At 63.4% G+C, this 14,677-nt stretch carries 17 protein-coding genes and 1 pseudogene; 12 read left to right on the forward strand and 6 right to left on the reverse strand.

The features are described 5' to 3' along the window. The 6 genes and pseudogenes from BMY90_RS06865 to BMY90_RS06895 all read left to right on the forward strand — a co-directional run. Positions 1 to 281: pseudogene (locus BMY90_RS06865) on the forward strand (IS110 family transposase); the annotation flags it as partial. 531 nt (positions 282 to 812) lie between these two features. Further along, positions 813 to 1,391: a transglycosylase SLT domain-containing protein gene (locus tag BMY90_RS06875; RefSeq protein ID WP_037099089.1), complete on the forward strand. Its 579-nt coding sequence runs from the start codon at positions 813 to 815 to the stop codon at positions 1,389 to 1,391. A 77-nt stretch (positions 1,392 to 1,468) separates the two neighbouring features. Next, positions 1,469 to 1,723, forward strand: a complete 255-nt coding sequence (locus BMY90_RS06880) for a hypothetical protein (protein ID WP_008209922.1) — start codon at positions 1,469 to 1,471, stop codon at positions 1,721 to 1,723. Positions 1,724 to 1,795: 72 nt separating this feature from the next. Then, on the forward strand, positions 1,796 to 2,017 hold the full coding sequence (locus BMY90_RS06885) for a hypothetical protein (protein ID WP_008209920.1): 222 nt from the start codon (positions 1,796 to 1,798) through the stop codon (positions 2,015 to 2,017). A gap of 89 nt (positions 2,018 to 2,106) precedes the next feature. Beyond that, entirely contained in the window at positions 2,107 to 2,691 is a 585-nt protein-coding gene (locus tag BMY90_RS06890) for a DinB family protein (RefSeq protein ID WP_092702752.1), read from the forward strand. A gap of 93 nt (positions 2,692 to 2,784) precedes the next feature. Further along, a complete protein-coding gene (locus BMY90_RS06895) occupies positions 2,785 to 3,633 on the forward strand; it encodes a hypothetical protein (RefSeq protein ID WP_139201706.1) in 849 nt (282 codons plus the stop codon). 106 nt (positions 3,634 to 3,739) lie between these two features. Here the strand turns inward: BMY90_RS06895 and BMY90_RS06900 are convergent, their stop codons facing one another. Continuing rightward, entirely contained in the window at positions 3,740 to 3,931 is a 192-nt protein-coding gene (locus tag BMY90_RS06900) for a CsbD family protein (protein WP_008207441.1), read from the reverse strand. Positions 3,932 to 4,162: 231 nt separating this feature from the next. Here BMY90_RS06900 and BMY90_RS06905 point away from each other — a divergent pair, with 231 nt between their 5' ends. The 3 genes from BMY90_RS06905 (at position 4,163) to BMY90_RS06915 (ending at position 7,818) form a co-directional block, all read left to right on the forward strand. Then, complete coding sequence (locus BMY90_RS06905) at positions 4,163 to 6,373, forward strand: M3 family metallopeptidase (RefSeq protein WP_092702754.1); 2,211 nt, start codon at positions 4,163 to 4,165, stop codon at positions 6,371 to 6,373. A gap of 80 nt (positions 6,374 to 6,453) precedes the next feature. Then, a complete protein-coding gene (locus BMY90_RS06910) occupies positions 6,454 to 6,669 on the forward strand; it encodes a DUF4287 domain-containing protein (protein WP_092702756.1) in 216 nt (71 codons plus the stop codon). A 63-nt stretch (positions 6,670 to 6,732) separates the two neighbouring features. Beyond that, positions 6,733 to 7,818: a hypothetical protein gene (locus tag BMY90_RS06915; protein ID WP_139201707.1), complete on the forward strand. Its 1,086-nt coding sequence runs from the start codon at positions 6,733 to 6,735 to the stop codon at positions 7,816 to 7,818. Between the two features lie 112 nt (positions 7,819 to 7,930). Here the strand turns inward: BMY90_RS06915 and BMY90_RS06920 are convergent, their stop codons facing one another. Next, a complete protein-coding gene (locus BMY90_RS06920; protein WP_139201708.1) occupies positions 7,931 to 8,470 on the reverse strand; it encodes a CBS domain-containing protein in 540 nt (179 codons plus the stop codon). 125 nt (positions 8,471 to 8,595) lie between these two features. Then, positions 8,596 to 9,498: an AraC family transcriptional regulator gene (locus BMY90_RS06925; RefSeq protein WP_092702762.1), complete on the reverse strand. Its 903-nt coding sequence runs from the start codon at positions 9,496 to 9,498 to the stop codon at positions 8,596 to 8,598. Between the two features lie 102 nt (positions 9,499 to 9,600). Between BMY90_RS06925 and BMY90_RS06930 the strand changes: the two genes are divergently transcribed. Then, entirely contained in the window at positions 9,601 to 10,347 is a 747-nt protein-coding gene (locus BMY90_RS06930) for an SDR family oxidoreductase (RefSeq protein WP_092702764.1), read from the forward strand. Positions 10,348 to 10,478: 131 nt separating this feature from the next. Here BMY90_RS06930 and BMY90_RS06935 read toward each other — a convergent pair whose 3' ends face one another. Next, positions 10,479 to 11,378: an SDR family oxidoreductase gene (locus tag BMY90_RS06935; protein WP_092702766.1), complete on the reverse strand. Its 900-nt coding sequence runs from the start codon at positions 11,376 to 11,378 to the stop codon at positions 10,479 to 10,481. 42 nt (positions 11,379 to 11,420) lie between these two features. Next, on the reverse strand, positions 11,421 to 11,702 hold the full coding sequence (locus BMY90_RS06940; protein ID WP_008207462.1) for a helix-turn-helix domain-containing protein: 282 nt from the start codon (positions 11,700 to 11,702) through the stop codon (positions 11,421 to 11,423). Positions 11,703 to 11,864: 162 nt separating this feature from the next. On the opposite strand from BMY90_RS06940, the gene BMY90_RS06945 reads away from it, so the two are divergent. Together BMY90_RS06945 and BMY90_RS06950 are read left to right on the forward strand one after the other, a co-directional pair. Next, entirely contained in the window at positions 11,865 to 12,353 is a 489-nt protein-coding gene (locus BMY90_RS06945) for a hypothetical protein (RefSeq protein ID WP_037097833.1), read from the forward strand. Positions 12,354 to 12,527: 174 nt separating this feature from the next. Further along, on the forward strand, positions 12,528 to 13,139 hold the full coding sequence (locus BMY90_RS06950) for an OmpH/Skp family outer membrane protein (RefSeq protein ID WP_008207467.1): 612 nt from the start codon (positions 12,528 to 12,530) through the stop codon (positions 13,137 to 13,139). A gap of 114 nt (positions 13,140 to 13,253) precedes the next feature. Here BMY90_RS06950 and BMY90_RS06955 read toward each other — a convergent pair whose 3' ends face one another. Then, on the reverse strand, positions 13,254 to 14,636 hold the full coding sequence (locus tag BMY90_RS06955; RefSeq protein ID WP_008207469.1) for an outer membrane protein transport protein: 1,383 nt from the start codon (positions 14,634 to 14,636) through the stop codon (positions 13,254 to 13,256). Between the last annotated feature and the right edge of the window lie 41 nt (positions 14,637 to 14,677).

Genomic DNA, 14,677 nt, shown 5'->3' on the forward strand with positions numbered 1-14,677 from the left:
AGGCGTTACGGATGGCGGCCATGGGTTTACGCCGCAGCCAGACCGCGCTCGGAGCGTATCACCGGCGCATGCTGGCGCGGGTGGAGAAAGCCAAAGCCATCACCGCGACGGCGCACAAGCTGGCGCGATTGATCTACACCCTGCTGACCAAGGGCGAGGCCTACGTCGATCAGGGGCAGACCTACTACGAGGAGCGGCATCAGCAGCGCGTGGTACATCAACTCCAAAAGCGCGCTGCCATGATGGGCTACAACCTCGTACCGATTCCGTCCGCCCCATGAAACAGACAAGCAAAACAAGGGGTTATTTTTCTGTTTCTGAAGAGCAACGAAGCTCAGCTAAAAAAGACCGTTCGCGCTGAGCGTAGCTTGCGGTGGCAAGCGGAGTCGAAGCGCTTGCAGGCCATCACCCTTCGACTCCGGCCCTGCGGGCCTACGCTCAGGGCGAACGGTGAGGCGTTGGCTGAACCTTGTCGCTAGTTTGGAGAGCTGGGAACCGGGGAGTCGGTCAGGTACCGTGGCAAGGGGTAACGGAGTGCGGGCTTTATCGATGGCGCAGGCGGCCCACGACGCTACGCGTGCGCAGCGAAGCCAGCCGGGCTATCGTGCCGCTCTGATCGCGAAGAAAAGCCATGGCGAAATGCTGCGACCCATCGCGACAGTGAATCCGAATGATCCTCTCTGCCGCATCGGTGAAGAGATCGGGGCAGTCCAGCAGCGGTTGGAGCCAACCATGTCTGACAAGGGGGCGGAGTGCACTTCCATGGAAAGTTGACCTTGATGCTTGCGCCCATGATCAGGACATGGCGCGGCATGACGGTCCGGCGTCTCGGCGTGGCCTTTCTTGCGGTTGGCCTGCTGGCCTTGGGTGGTTGCGCCACCGCGCCGCCTCGCGACAGCCAGAACATCTGCCAGGTCTTCGCCCAGTACCCGAGTTGGTATCGCGATGCGCGGGCGACGCAGAAGCGCTGGGGCACCCCGGTCAATGTGCTGATGGCGTTTGTGCGAAGGGAGTCCGACTTCCGTGCGAAGGCGCGTCCGGCCCGGCCATGGTTCCTGTTCATTCCGCTGCCGCGCCGGTCGAGTGCCTATGGCTATGCGCAGGCGCAGGACCCGGTGTGGAAGGAATATCGGAAGGAGAACGGCCACTGGTTCAAGAGCCGCAAGCGCATGGGCAGCTCGCTCGATTTCCTTGGCTGGTACACGGACCGCATCCATCGCGAGCTGGGTATCTCCAAGTGGGACCCGAAACACCTGTATCTGGCTTATCACGAAGGCATCGGTGGTTATCGCAGCGGCCAATGGCGGCATGATCGCCACTTGCTGCAGACTGCCGATGAAGTCGACCACCTGGCTCGCGAGTACGGCGCCCAACTGCGGCGCTGCAGATAGGCCGGCGAGTAACGACAACGCAGGTGCGCGGCGTGCTCAACCGGGCTATCGTGGCGCCCTGATCACGAAGAAAAACCATGACGAAAAGCTACGACCCGCCGCTGGCCACGAACCCGCATGATCCCCTTTACCGCGTCGACAAGGGGATTCGGGCAGCCCAGCAGCGACTGGATGCCGCTATCGACGCGAAGCGGCATCACACCAGCCAGAACCTGGCCCACGAAGTGATCAAGGAGGCCCGCGAAGGACTGAAAAAGTCCGAGCTGCTGCGCGTGCTCAGGATCAAGGAACTCGCGCGGAAGGCGGCGGAGATCGCGGCAGCTCGAAAGTAGGGAAGCGCAAAAGCGGGCGCAAGGCGGGAAAGAGCCTATGCTGCAAGGCATTGACCCGGAGGGACTTATGTCATGGCCGATGTTTCCGGTACGACAAGCAATGGCTTTGCGTACGAGGGGGAATACCAATTGCCGACGGCGGGCCGCGTCCTCTGGTCGGTGACGTTCCGCAAGGACGGTGATTTCGCCGGCATCCGACATGGGGTTGTGCGTGGCCTGCAGGATGCCGACGCGGCTGGGCTGGACGAAGCGGTGAGGCGCGATATCGAGTCGACGTGGACGATGTCGCGCTGACGCCGGGTGGTCATCACCGACTCGGGTCTGCTTATTTCAAGGCAGGGCTATCCTCGCACCCTGCACACTTTTTCGCGTAGAGCAGCTGCATGTCCCTCAAAGCCGATTTCGAACTGATGGCCCGCTACAACCAGTGGATGAATGCGCGCCTCTACGCGCAGGCCGCGGCACTGGACGAGACAGAGCTGCAGGCGGATCGCGGTGCGTTCTTCGGCTCGATCCTGGCCACGCTGGCGCATATCCATGCCGCCGACGCGCATTGGCTGCGGCGCTTCGCCAACGCAATGCCCGGGCTGGCTTCGCTGGACCCGGTACGCGCGATGCCGTTGCCCGAACTGGTTCGCGGCATCGTGTTTCCCGATTTCGCCACGTTGCGCGCGGACCGTGAAGCGCTGGATACGGCCATCATCGCGTTCACCGTCGAAGCCATCGACGACGTGTACGCGCAGCCGCTGAGCTATACCAACAGCGCCGGTGAGTCGCATACCAAGCCGGCCGGGCTGGTGCTGCGCCATGTCTTCAACCACCAGACCCATCATCGCGGACAGGTCACCACCTTGTTCAGCCAGTTGGGCATCGATGTCGGCGTCACCGACCTGTCGGCCCTGATTCCGGAATGCGCGGATTGGATCGGCCATGACAAGACTGGATCCGCTGGCCTGGCATCAGGTTAGCGGTAGCCGGTGGAGCGGACGCCAGGGGCTACCAAAGCGAGGGGTACAAGTTGTCTAATGCCCGCTGGCAACGGACACATGGATGGGGGAGTCATGTTCGGGCTATTTCGCAAGGGGCCGTTACTCGACACCGAATTGAGCCAATGGCAGTTCGACTGCTTTGAGTGGCTGCTTCAACACTCCACCGCCAGTGGTAGCTCTTGGCGGCGACCACTGATCTTGCCCACGCCGCAGTTCTTTCCTCACGATGGCTCGAGCGGGCATGCGTTTGCAGAAATGATTTTCAATCGGGTGAAGATGCATGCGGGCATGGCGGATTGGCCATGCGTGCTGCAGTACCAGCAAGCCGACCCCAACACCATAGTGTCATCACAGGCATTCGTGCAGGGAGCGCCGGCATCACCGGCCGGGACATTTCGTGCGTTGAAGGAAGGTGGGGCCCTGATTACCTATAACCCCGAGCAGTTACGCGATCCCATGTCGCTGGTCGCCACCTTGGCGCATGAGTTGGCGCATTACCGCACGGTGGGGCTTCCGGAGCCGCCACCCGGCGGTTGGGAGGTTTGGGAGCCAGCCACTGATCTTGCCGCCGTATTTCATGGCTTCGGGATCTTTCTCGCCAACTCGTGCTTCAACTTTCAGCACTTCCGTCACGGCAAGGCGGAAGGTTGGCGCTGGCGGCAACAAGGCTATCTGACAGATGTTGAGGTGCTGCACGCGCACGCCATTTTTTCCGTCCTGCAGGGTATCGATCCAAGCGAAACGTTATTTCATTTGAAATCGGCCCTACGCGGTATCTTCAAGCGTGTGTACCGGGACGTGAGGGCGAATGAAGACGCCGTGCGGCATTTGCTGGCCACCGTGACAGCCAAGGCAGGATTGGCCCCGGTTGGGGCGAGCCCGTTGACTCCGAACGAGCCCGCCGGAGCGACTTCGTCGTAGCGACGCCTACAGGCAATCGGATTCTCCATCGTCGCCGCGAATGACGCCAATACTATGGAGGGACGCCATTCGCGGCACAGCCTTGCGGTACGACCTTCCGGCATACTCAATGCTTGTGCTTTTTCTCCGCCTCGCGCTGCTTGTCGGCGGCCTTGCCCACGGCATGCTGCAGCTTGCCGGCATTCTTCTCGATGTTGCCTTCGACCTGCTTGCCGATATTGCCGGTGACCTTGCCCACCGTCTCCTTGATGGCGCCTTTGACTTCGTGCTTCGTGCCTTCGGTACGATTCTTGTCCACGCGTATTCTCCGGGGGTTCGACTGCGTCATCGCAGACGCTTTCCGTTTTACGCAGATACCGGTAGCCACCTCGTGATGCAGGTGTGCGCAGCACGTTGACATGTTGGCGTTCATCCGGCGCGTATTCATCGTGGAGGGGGACACGCATCGTCGCGACCATGGCTTTGGTCATGGGTCCCTCGCGCGTCAATTGGTTAGGATCGGGGTTCGCCTACCGACGAGTCCGCACTGATGAAACATTCCCTCGCTCTCGCCATGGTCATGGTCCTTGCCGGTTCCATGTCTGCCTGTACCGATGCCACCGACACGGATGCCGATGCCGGCAAAAGCCGCGCCACGCAACCGCTGGCGCAAGCCGGCGCCGCTGCCGCGGAAGCCGGCAATCCGTTCTTCGTGGAAAGTCCGCTGCCGCTGCATTACCCGCAGTTCGACAAGATCAAGGATGGCGATTTCGCGCCGGCCTTCGATCGCGGCATGGCCGATCACCTGAAGGAAGTGACCGCCATTGCCGACAACGATGCGGCGCCTAGCTTCGACAACACCATCCTGGCGCTGGAGAAATCCGGGCAGATCCTGCATCGCACGTCCACCGTGTTCTTCAACCAGGTGGGCGTGGATACCAACGATGCGCGCAAGGCGATTCAGGCCGAGTACGCACCGAAGCTGGCGGCGCATCGCGATGCGGTGATGCTGAATCCGCAGCTGTTCGCGCGCATCCAGACCTTGTACGACACGCGCAATCAGCTGGGCCTGGATGCCGAAAGCGTGCGTTTGATCGAGCGTTACCACACCGATTACGTGCGCGCCGGCGCCAGGCTTTCGGATGCCGACAAGACGCACTTGAAGGAGATCAACGGCACGCTTGCGAAACTGGGCGCTAGGTTCAGCCAGAACGTGCTGGCCGAGGTGAACGATTCGGCCGTGGTGGTGGATACGAAGGAACAGTTGGCCGGCCTGACCGACGAACAGATCGGCGCCGCCGCCGAAGCCGCCAAGGCGCGCGGGTTGGACGGCAAATACGTGATCGCGCTGCTCAACACCACCGGCCAGCCGCCCGAGGCGCAACTGCAGGATCGCGCCGTGCGCGAACGCCTGTACCGGGCTTCGGTGGCGCGCGGCAGCCGCGGCAACGCGTACGACAACACCGCCATCGTGTCGCAGGTACTGAAGCTGCGCGCGGAGAAGGCGAAGATGCTCGGCTATCCCACTTACGCGGCTTACGTGCTGGCGGATGAAACCGCCAAGACGCCGGAGGCGGTCAATGCCATGCTGACCCAGTTGGCACCGCCGGCCGTGGCCAATGCCAGGCGCGAAGGCGCCGTGCTGCAGGCGATGATCGACAAGGAACAGGCCGCCAAGAGCCAGCCCACGTTCCCGCTCGAAGCGTGGGATTGGGCGTATTACGCCGAGAAGGTACGCGCCGAGAAATACGATTTCGACGAAAGCCAGCTGAAGCCGTACTTCGAGATGAAGAACGTGCTGGAGAACGGCGTGTTCTACGCCGCCGGCCAGCTCTACGGGCTGAGTTTCAAGCAGCGCACCGACCTGCCGGTCTACAACCCCGACGTGCTGGTGTACGACGTCTACAACGCCGATGGCAGCCAACTGGCGATCTTCATCGCCGACATGTATGCGCGGCCATCCAAGCGCGGTGGCGCGTGGATGAATTCCTATGTCGAGCAATCCGCGCTGACCGGCAACCTGCCGATCGTGGCGAATCATCTCAACATCACCAAGCCAGCCAGTGGCCCGACCCTGCTGACCTGGGACGAAGTGACCACCGCGTTCCACGAATTCGGCCACGCGTTGCACGGCATGTTCTCCAACGTGAAGTACCCGTACTTCAGCGGCACCAGCGTGCCGCGCGACTTTGTCGAATTCCCCTCGCAGGTCAACGAAATGTGGGCCGACTGGCCGAGCGTGCTGGCCCATTACGCCAGGCATTACCAGACCGGTGAGGCGATGCCCAAGGCACTGCTGGACAAGGTGCTGGCCAGCTCGAAGTTCAACCAGGGCTTCGCCACCACCGAGTATCTCGGCTCGGCCATGCTCGACCAGAGCTGGCACCAGGTCGGTGCGGACAAGATCCCCGAAGCCGATGGCGTGATGGCGTTCGAGGCCGCTGCGCTGAAAGCCAACGGCACCGACTACGCCGCCGTGCCGCCGCGTTACCGCACGCCGTACTTCAGCCACATCATGGGCGGATACGCGGCCGGCTATTACGCCTACATCTGGTCCGAAGTGCTGGACGCGAACACGGTGGAATGGATCAAGGCCCACGGCGGCCTGACCCGCGCCAACGGCGACCGCTTCCGCCAGGCCTTGCTGTCGCAAGGCGGCAGCAAGGACGCGATGCAACTGTTCAGCGATTTCGCCGGCCACGAACCGCAAATCCAGCCGCTGCTGGAGCGCCGTGGACTGGATGCCGCGACGGTGGATTGATGGTTTCGCCACTCGCCGTCCGGTTCGGGTGGCGAGTGGCGGCACTGCGGAGCCGGAAAGACATCACGGAGCACTTTCAGATGGCCATTGCTGCAACGGCGAAGGGACCCGCATCCTATTTTCCTTCCATCGAGAAGACCTATGGAAAACCGGTGGCGCACTGGTTCAAGCTGCTGGACGGTGTTTCCGACAGGAAGCACATGGAGCAAGTCGCATTTCTCAAGACCGAGCACAAGATGGGCCATGGCCACGCCAATGCGCTGGTAGCCCACCATCGCGCGCAGCGCGACGGCTGACCAAAGTTCGTTGCGCGAGCCTGCCGGCAAAGACGTGACACCGAGGGGCCGTGCATCAAGGCGATGAATGTCGCCGAAAGTTATTGCGACTCGTTGCGCGCGCCCGTCACAATTCCGGCTTCGTCAGGGAGCGATGCCGCGCAGATCATGCAGCAGCTGATCAACCTATTCCTCGTGATCTTCGGTGTGATCGGCATCGGCATCGGTCTTGCCACATGGCGCGATGCTCCGGTGGTGGCATTGCTGTCGCTGGCGTCTGGTGTGGCAATGGTGGTGTTGGCGTATGTCAGCGACCGTCGCCGCGAGCAACGTCGGGATGCACGCAAGCGTGCCGTCATCCAGCGCAGCGTGGCCGAGATGTCCCGGCGTTCGTGGGGTGCGGGGGAGTCGTTGCAGGTGCGCGCAGGGGCTCGCCCCATACTGGCTGCTGTGCTTGTCACCGTGACGGGCGCCGGGTTGTTGTACGTGGGACTGACGGAAACAAAACTGGATGCGATGCCTTTCATCGGTATCGTGGCCCTTCCGCTTGGTTTGCTGCTGCTGGCACGCGCCGTGCCCAGTATTGGACATCCCGCGCTCGAGTTGACGGCACTCGGCTTTGCCACGCCACTGAATGGCAGGATCGCCTGGTGCCATGTTTCCGGTATCTGCCTGCACACGATCACCGGACGTGGTGGAACCGAAAGCTACTGGATCAGGTTCCGGGTGAACTCGTTCGCTCGTGCGGCACCGCGTATTCATTGGACCGATCGTCTGTTCGCGGCGTTCCATCAAGGTGCGCTGGCCAAGGGTGTGGTGAGTGTTGCATTGCCCAACGCGGAGCATCACCCGCAAGCGATATATGCCGCGGCACGACAGTTGTGGACCGAGGCGACGGGTCGCAACGATACGTGGAACCCGCTGCTGCCGGAGGCCTACAACAAGGCGCTGGGGCGGCTGGGCGAGATCAGCGAAAGGATGAGTGGGCAGACCTTGCGCGATCCACGAGAGGTGGCTCAGGATCAGGAACTGTTTGATCGCGATATGCAATTTTTGCAGCGTGAACAGAAGCGCCTGCTGAACCGTCATCGCTATGCCGTTGCCGTCATGCTGATGGCCATGGCGTTGCTGCTGGTGTGGCCATGGATAAGGACCTGGTTGCGCTTCTGATTCCGGAATGACGTTGCGAGGGCCACGTGCCTGCGCAAGCCGCGCCTGTTGTCCTGGCGGGCGCGCATGCTTCGCGGGATCCGGCAGCGTATTGGCGCGCCGGGGTCCGTGGTCAAGCGTGGATTTCGCGTTCGATCCGTTCCCGCTCGAAGATGCCGCAAATCACGCCGAGGTCCGTGCTGGCGTCAGCATCCAGCACGAGCAGATGGCCCATCGTCGAGCCTTCGAATGTCTTGCGGATATCGCCGATGCGCGAGCGCTGTACGTCGGAAAGACGCAGCGCCGGAACATGCTGGATGGGCGTCATGACATCGGCCACGGTGACGTTGCCGTGGCGACAGTTCAGATGGCAACCGGCGTCATGCAGAAATTGCACGGGGCGCGGCCCATGGATGTCGTGCAGCGTGATGATTCCGGCGATGTGCTCGCCTTCGGTCGCCAACAGGGTGTGGGTTGCCGCATGGTGCATTTCGATCAGGGCATCGCCCAGGCGTTTGCCGGATGCGATGGATGCAGGCGTGGTGTCGCGGAAGTCCGTCATGAGAAGCGTCGCGGAGTCCGATTCGGCCAACGCGTCGGGAAGCGGTCGAGGCCGGGAAGAAGCCGGCAGGGCAGCTTGCATCGGCAGAACCTGAAGTGGGCGATACATCATGGGTTTTCTCCATTGGCATGCGGCTGGCAAGACGGCGTCTTGCGGGGAGCAGCGGCCACCCCATTAGCCGGTCCGACCCCATCATTCGTCCAATGGATTGTCTCGATGAATTTTATAGGCGGAAGCTATGCATCGGCATGCTCTCGTGCGTAGCGCGACGGCGACAGGCCGACGTGGCGGGTGAAGGCGGTACTGAAGGTGCTGGCCGAGCTGTAGCCGACGCGTTCGGCGATGTCGGCGATGGCGTCTTCGCTCTTGCGCAGCAGTTGCTTGGCCAGCGCCATGCGCCAGGCGAGCAGGTAGGCCATCGGGGCGACGCCGACGGTGCGGCTGAAGCGCTCGAAGAAAGCCGAGCGCGACAGTGCGGCTTCCCGCGCCAGTTGCTCGACCGTCCATGCGCGGGTCGGCTGTTCGTGCATGGCACGCAACGCCAGCGCCAGTCGCGCGTCGGCCAGCCCGCGTACCAGTCCGGGTGAGGCGCTGGTACCGGCAGCGGAGCGCATGGCTTCGATCAGCAGCACTTCCAGCAGCCGCGCCAGTACCACGTCACGGGCCGGGCGTTGCGCGCGCGACTCCTCACCCACCAGCTTTACCAGCAACGCCAGCCGTCGCTCGCCGCGCACGTGGACGAGCTGCGGCAGCAGCGACACCAGCAGGTCGGCATCGGGCGAGTCGAAGCTGCAATGACCCACCAGCATGTGCATGTCGGTCGGGCCCTCCTGCGTGCCGATGCGGAACAGGCCATGGCCCTGTGCGACGGGCGTGGATTCGATGCCTGCCGCCGGCGGTTCGAGGCTGGACATCGCCACGCCGTGGGCGGCAGGGACCAGCGCGAAGTCGCCCGCCTGCAGTTCGATCGTCGCGTGTCCGTCGATCGTGGCGCGACAGCCGCCTTCCAGCACCACGCAGTAGAACGGTTGCCCCGCATCCGAACGACGGATGTGCCAGCGACCGGCGCCGACGACCGCTTTCGAAAACCGGGCGCTCGGCTGCAGCAGCGTGACCACGTCGGTCAGTGGATCAATCATGCCGGACTCTCGCCAAGGAAACATGGACGTTCGATTGTAGTGAGTACGGCGATGGCGGCCTATCGTCGGGTTTCCCCATCCACCCGTACCTGAGGAATCCCCATGCAGACCATCCTGATCACCGGTTGTTCGTCCGGCTTCGGCCTGGAGATCGCCCGCCATTTTCTCGACCGCGACTGGCGGGTGATCGCCACCATGCGCACGCCGCACGAGGACGTGTTGCCGTGTTCCGAGCGCCTGCGCGTGCTCGCGCTCGATGTCACCGATCCAGCGAGTATCCGGCAAGCCGTCGAGGCGGCAGGACCGATCGATGCGCTGGTGAACAACGCCGGCATCGGCGCCGGGGCACCCTTCGAGCTGACGCCGATGACGACGGCACGCGATGTGTTCGAAACCAACCTGTTCGGCACGATGGCGCTGACCCAGGCAGTGGTACCGCAGTTCCGGCAACGCAAGGCCGGCGTCGTGGTGAACGTGACGTCGAGCGTGACCCTGAAGACGCTGCCCCTGGTCGGCGTGTACACCGCGAGCAAGGCCGCGGTGAACGCCTTCACCGAATCCATGGCGCTGGAACTCGAACCCTTCGGCGTGCGCGTGCGGCTGGTGCTGCCGGGGCGTTCGCCCGAAACCCGCTTCGGCGACAACGCGCGATCGCACATGCATGGCATGGACCACCCGGCCTACGCCGAGTTGGTCGAAGACGTGCTGGCGCGGATGCGCGATACGTCCGGCCCGCTCACGTATTCGACGGATGTCGCGGAAGCCGTGTGGCGCGCGGTGACCGATCCGTCGTCGCCCATGCGCATTCCCGCCGGCGAAGACGCGATGGCCTGGGCTGCGAAAGGCTGATCGTCGCGGGCTCCGCTCCAACGCGAAACAGGGCAGGGCACGCGTGGCCCTGCCCTGTTCGAAAGCGGTTGCCGGAAGCTGGGCCATGCCATTCGACGGTTTCCGCCAGCAGCCCGGAAGACAGCGGTGCCTCAGCTTGCGGCGACGCCGGAGTAATCCATGTGCTTGAGGTCGGTGATCAGGTCCGGGCCGGTGGGATGCCAGCCGAGCACCTTGCGGGTCCATGCACTCGATGCGAGCAGGTCCATGGCGGCAAACATGCCCATCGAGCCGAAATGCCCAGCCGCGTCTTCGGCGGAAATCGATTTCACGGGTACGCCGAGGCCGGCGCCGATGACTTCGGCGATGGTGCGCACCGGAATGCCTTCTTCGGCAACGGCGTGATAGCGCGCCGGTTCGCGGCGCTCGATGGCCAGGCGATAGAGCCGCGCGACATCGAGCACATGCGCACTCGGCCAGCGGTTGCGTCCTTCGCCGACGTAGGCCGAGACGCCTTTCGCGCGGGCGATGGCCACCAACGGTGTGATGAGCCCCTGCTTGACCGTGTCGTGCACTTGCGGCAGTCGCATTACCGATACGGCGACACCGGCTGCCGACAGCTCTATCCCCGCCAACTCGGAGGCGGAGCGGGGATTCGGATTATCCGTGTTGACGACGCTTTCGGTGGCGGCCTGTCCGTCGCCAGGACTGCCCATGCCCGTGCCGGAAGTGATCAGCAATGGCCGGTTTGTGCCGATCAGCGCCGAGCCCAGCGCCTTGATCGCCTGGCGATCCTTTTCGCAGTTCGCGACGAAGTTCGAGAAGTCGTGATCGAAGGCGGTGTGGATCACCGCGTCTGCCTGCGCCGCACCGCTGCGCAGGCTTTCCAGGTCTTCGAGCTGGCCGCGATGCACCTCGGCACCGGCGGCGGCGAGCGCCCGGGCGCCGGCATCCGAGCGGGTCATGCCGAGAACCTGGTGACCGGCACCAAGCAGCTCGGGCACGATCCGCGAGCCGATGAAACCGGTTGCGCCGGTAAGGAAGATGCGCATGGGGAATCTCCGATGAGGGGTATTCCACGATGCGTCACGCCGTCACGCGGGAAAAGTAGTGGCGTTATCGGGGTATGGAAACCAACAGGATCGACATGCGATGCGGGCCGATATCGGGCTCAGAAAAAGTCCAGCATTACCTTGGAGCGTGGGCGCCAGCAGACAGATGTTGCACAGGGCGACATTGCGTACTCCGCGCTCGATGCCGCTGACGTAAGAGCGTGCCAGGCCGCTTTCCAGCGCGAGCTTTTCCTGCGACCAGCCGAGCGTTTTTCGCAGTCGGGCCAGGTGCTGGCCGAACAATTTCCGGGGGTCGTATTCCATGAATGCAACTATTTGATTATTTATGCGATTTTTAGGTATTTGCGCCCCTTCATGGGCGCGCATATAGTGGCTTGCCCAATAGTTACACGCTCTATGAGCTATGAGTTTCATTATGTGATGTAAGGCATTCCAGGCGAGGTGCATGGAATCAGGGGGTGGATCATGTTGACGGGATCACATGTGGCGCCGACGGCCAATGATGGCGCTTTCATTTCTGCAGAGATTTTTGGCGGCGATCACGCCGCGGCTACCAGCCTCGGCGAGTTGCTCGATCACTTGCTGGGCGGCGGGGCACGCATCCAGGCCGATGCCGGCTTGTCGCGCTTTTGCCAGCAACGGCTGGCGGTCATCAAGCATGGCGCCGAGGCGCAGTCGCTGGAATGCCTGCACGGCTTGCAGGCCATGTCGCTGGTACTGGGGGTCGCGCTGGAACACCCGCGGGACGAGCTGTCCATGCCGGTGCTGGCCGACGTGGCCTGGCATTTCCATGTCCAGTTGCACGCGGTCGAGCGCTGGAGGGAACTGGCCGAGAATGCCGCCGGCTTGCTCGAAAACCAGCGGGTGGCCGGCGATGTCGCCCATTGCTACGTGAGCTGGGCGCGCTCGATTGGCGAGTGGCCCGAGAGCGAGAACCCGGGGCCCGGGCAGTAGCCGGGGCCGGATCAGGATTCTGGCCATTCCGAGGGTGCCCGGAAGGGCGATGACGTGCCTGAACCATGGCTGCGCCGGGCATTCATCGGCGGCGCGCGCGCGAGTATGCTGGGGAACCGCCGCGCTTGCGTGCGGTCCACACCTACCATGTGCCCAGGAAATCGGAGTGTTCCCATGAATTTGCGTCGCCCCCTGCTTGTCGTCTCGCTGCTTGCCGCGGCCGGGCTTGCCGTTACTCCCGTGGCTCCGGTGCAGGCGGCGCCTGCGCAAGGTGCGGATGCGCTGGGCGGCAACCCGGTGCCGGGCGTATGCATGCTTTCGCGCGAGGCGGTGTTTGCCAACGCCAAGGTCGGCCAGGCTGCAAGCCGGCATTTGAAGCAATTGGCGGATCAGGCCAAATCGCAGTTGGATACCCAGCGCGCGCCGTTGCAGAAGGACGTGCAGGCTTTCCAGCAGAAGGCTCAGTCGCTCAGCGAAGCCCAGCGCAAGCAACAGGGTCAGGCCCTGCAGCAGCGGATGGAAGCGTTCCAGACCCAGGCGAGCGAACTCAATGACCGTATCCAGCTGACCCGTTCCAAGGTGATGGAGCGCATCGGCCAGGACGCCGAGCCGGTCGTCGCCAGCGCCTACAAGAGCCATCACTGCGGCTTGCTGCTGAACCGCGATTCGGTGCTGGGTGGCAACGTGCAGAACGATCTCACTGCGGAGGTCATCCAGGGCCTGGATCGCAAGATCACCACGATGAGCTTCAACCTGGAGCCGCTGCCGAAGCAGAGCGGCAAGTAAGCACTTCGCCGGGGCCTGACCAGCCTGGTGCCGGTCGGCCGGATAACCCCGGATACGAAAAAGCCGCGCCTCCCGGCGCGGCTTTTTCGTGGGCGGACAGCCGCCGCGTGTTGCTCAGAACTGATACGTGCCGGCCAGGCTGAGCACATCGCCATGGTCCTGAAATACGCCATCCATGGTGCCAGCGCCGAGCAGGTTCTGGTTCTTCATGTGCACCGGCGTGTCCTTCACGAACTGGTGCTGGTAGGCGAAGTCGAAGCTCATCGCCTTGCTGGCGCGATAGCCGACGCCCACGCCGACGATTCTGCGCGTGCCATCGGGAATGCGTGGATCGCGGCTGACGATGTTCGTCGGGGTCTGGTCATAACCGATACCTGCGCGCAACGTCCAGGCCGGGTTGATGTGGTATTCGCCGCCCAGCGAATAGAACCAGCTGTCCTTGTATTTCTGCGGCAGCGATACCAGCGTCTCGCTGCCGGACTTGAGCGTGAGCACGCCGAAGCTCGACCAGTCGGTCCATTGCGCGGTGGCGCTTAGGGTGAAGCGCGAGTTGACGACGTGGACCCAGTCCACGCTGGCGTAGGCCGGTGAATCCAGGCGCGCGCTGGCACTGGCGGGGCCGTCGGTCTTGATCGTCGGCAGCGAGGGATCCAGCACCGGGGCTAGCCCGATCAGGCTCTTGCCCTCGTCGCCGCCATAGATCTGGTAGTTGCCCGTCATGTTGTTCTTGACGCGCGAGTGATAGGTCAGGTCGAACGTGTCCCACTGCGTGGGCTTCCAGACCAGGCCGCCGAAATAGCCGAAGGCGAACTTCTTCTTGACGTTGACGTTGAGCTGCTCGTCGGCGGTCTGGGGGACGAACAGGGGCGCACCGACGATCGTATTGGCTGCGCCGGTGGTGTCGATGATCGAGTTCAGCTGCGCCTTGGTGCGCTGCCCCATGATGCCCAGGCCCAGCGAGAACTCGTCGTTGACCTTGAAGGCCGCGGAGAAGCTCAGCGCCACCGATTGCAGGCTGGTCTTGGTGCCGAAGTAGCGCCCTTGCCAGGTGGGGTTGTACTTGCTGACCAGCCCGTATGGCACGCTGAGGCTGGCACCCAGTGCGAAGCGGTCGTTGATCGGCGCGACGAAGGCGATGTTCGGGAACGGCTCGAACTTGCCGAAGCCGTTCGGATTGTTGCCGCTGACTGGCTTGCCCTGCTGGTCGCGGAAGCTGCCGCGGAATTCGGCGCTGGGCCGGATGCCGGTGGCGGTGACCTGCAGCGTCGGTGCGCCGAAGAACACCATGGCCGCGGGGTTGTTGAAGGCAGCGGTAGGATCGTTGGGATACAACGAGCCGCCGGCCGAGACGCGTCCCCAGCCGGCCGCCGAGGTGGTGGGCAACTGGAACGAGGCAGCGTGTGCCGTCAGCGGCACGGCCAGGGCGGTGGCGATGGAAAGTGCCAGACCGGCCTTGATCGAAGGATGGATGGTGGGGCGATGCTTCAGGCGTTTCATGGCAGTTCTCCTGGTAGGGCGGCGGTTCGCATGTCGGCCAG

The organism is Rhodanobacter glycinis (assembly GCF_900114325.1).
In the GTDB taxonomy this organism is placed as follows: domain Bacteria; phylum Pseudomonadota; class Gammaproteobacteria; order Xanthomonadales; family Rhodanobacteraceae; genus Rhodanobacter_A; species Rhodanobacter_A glycinis.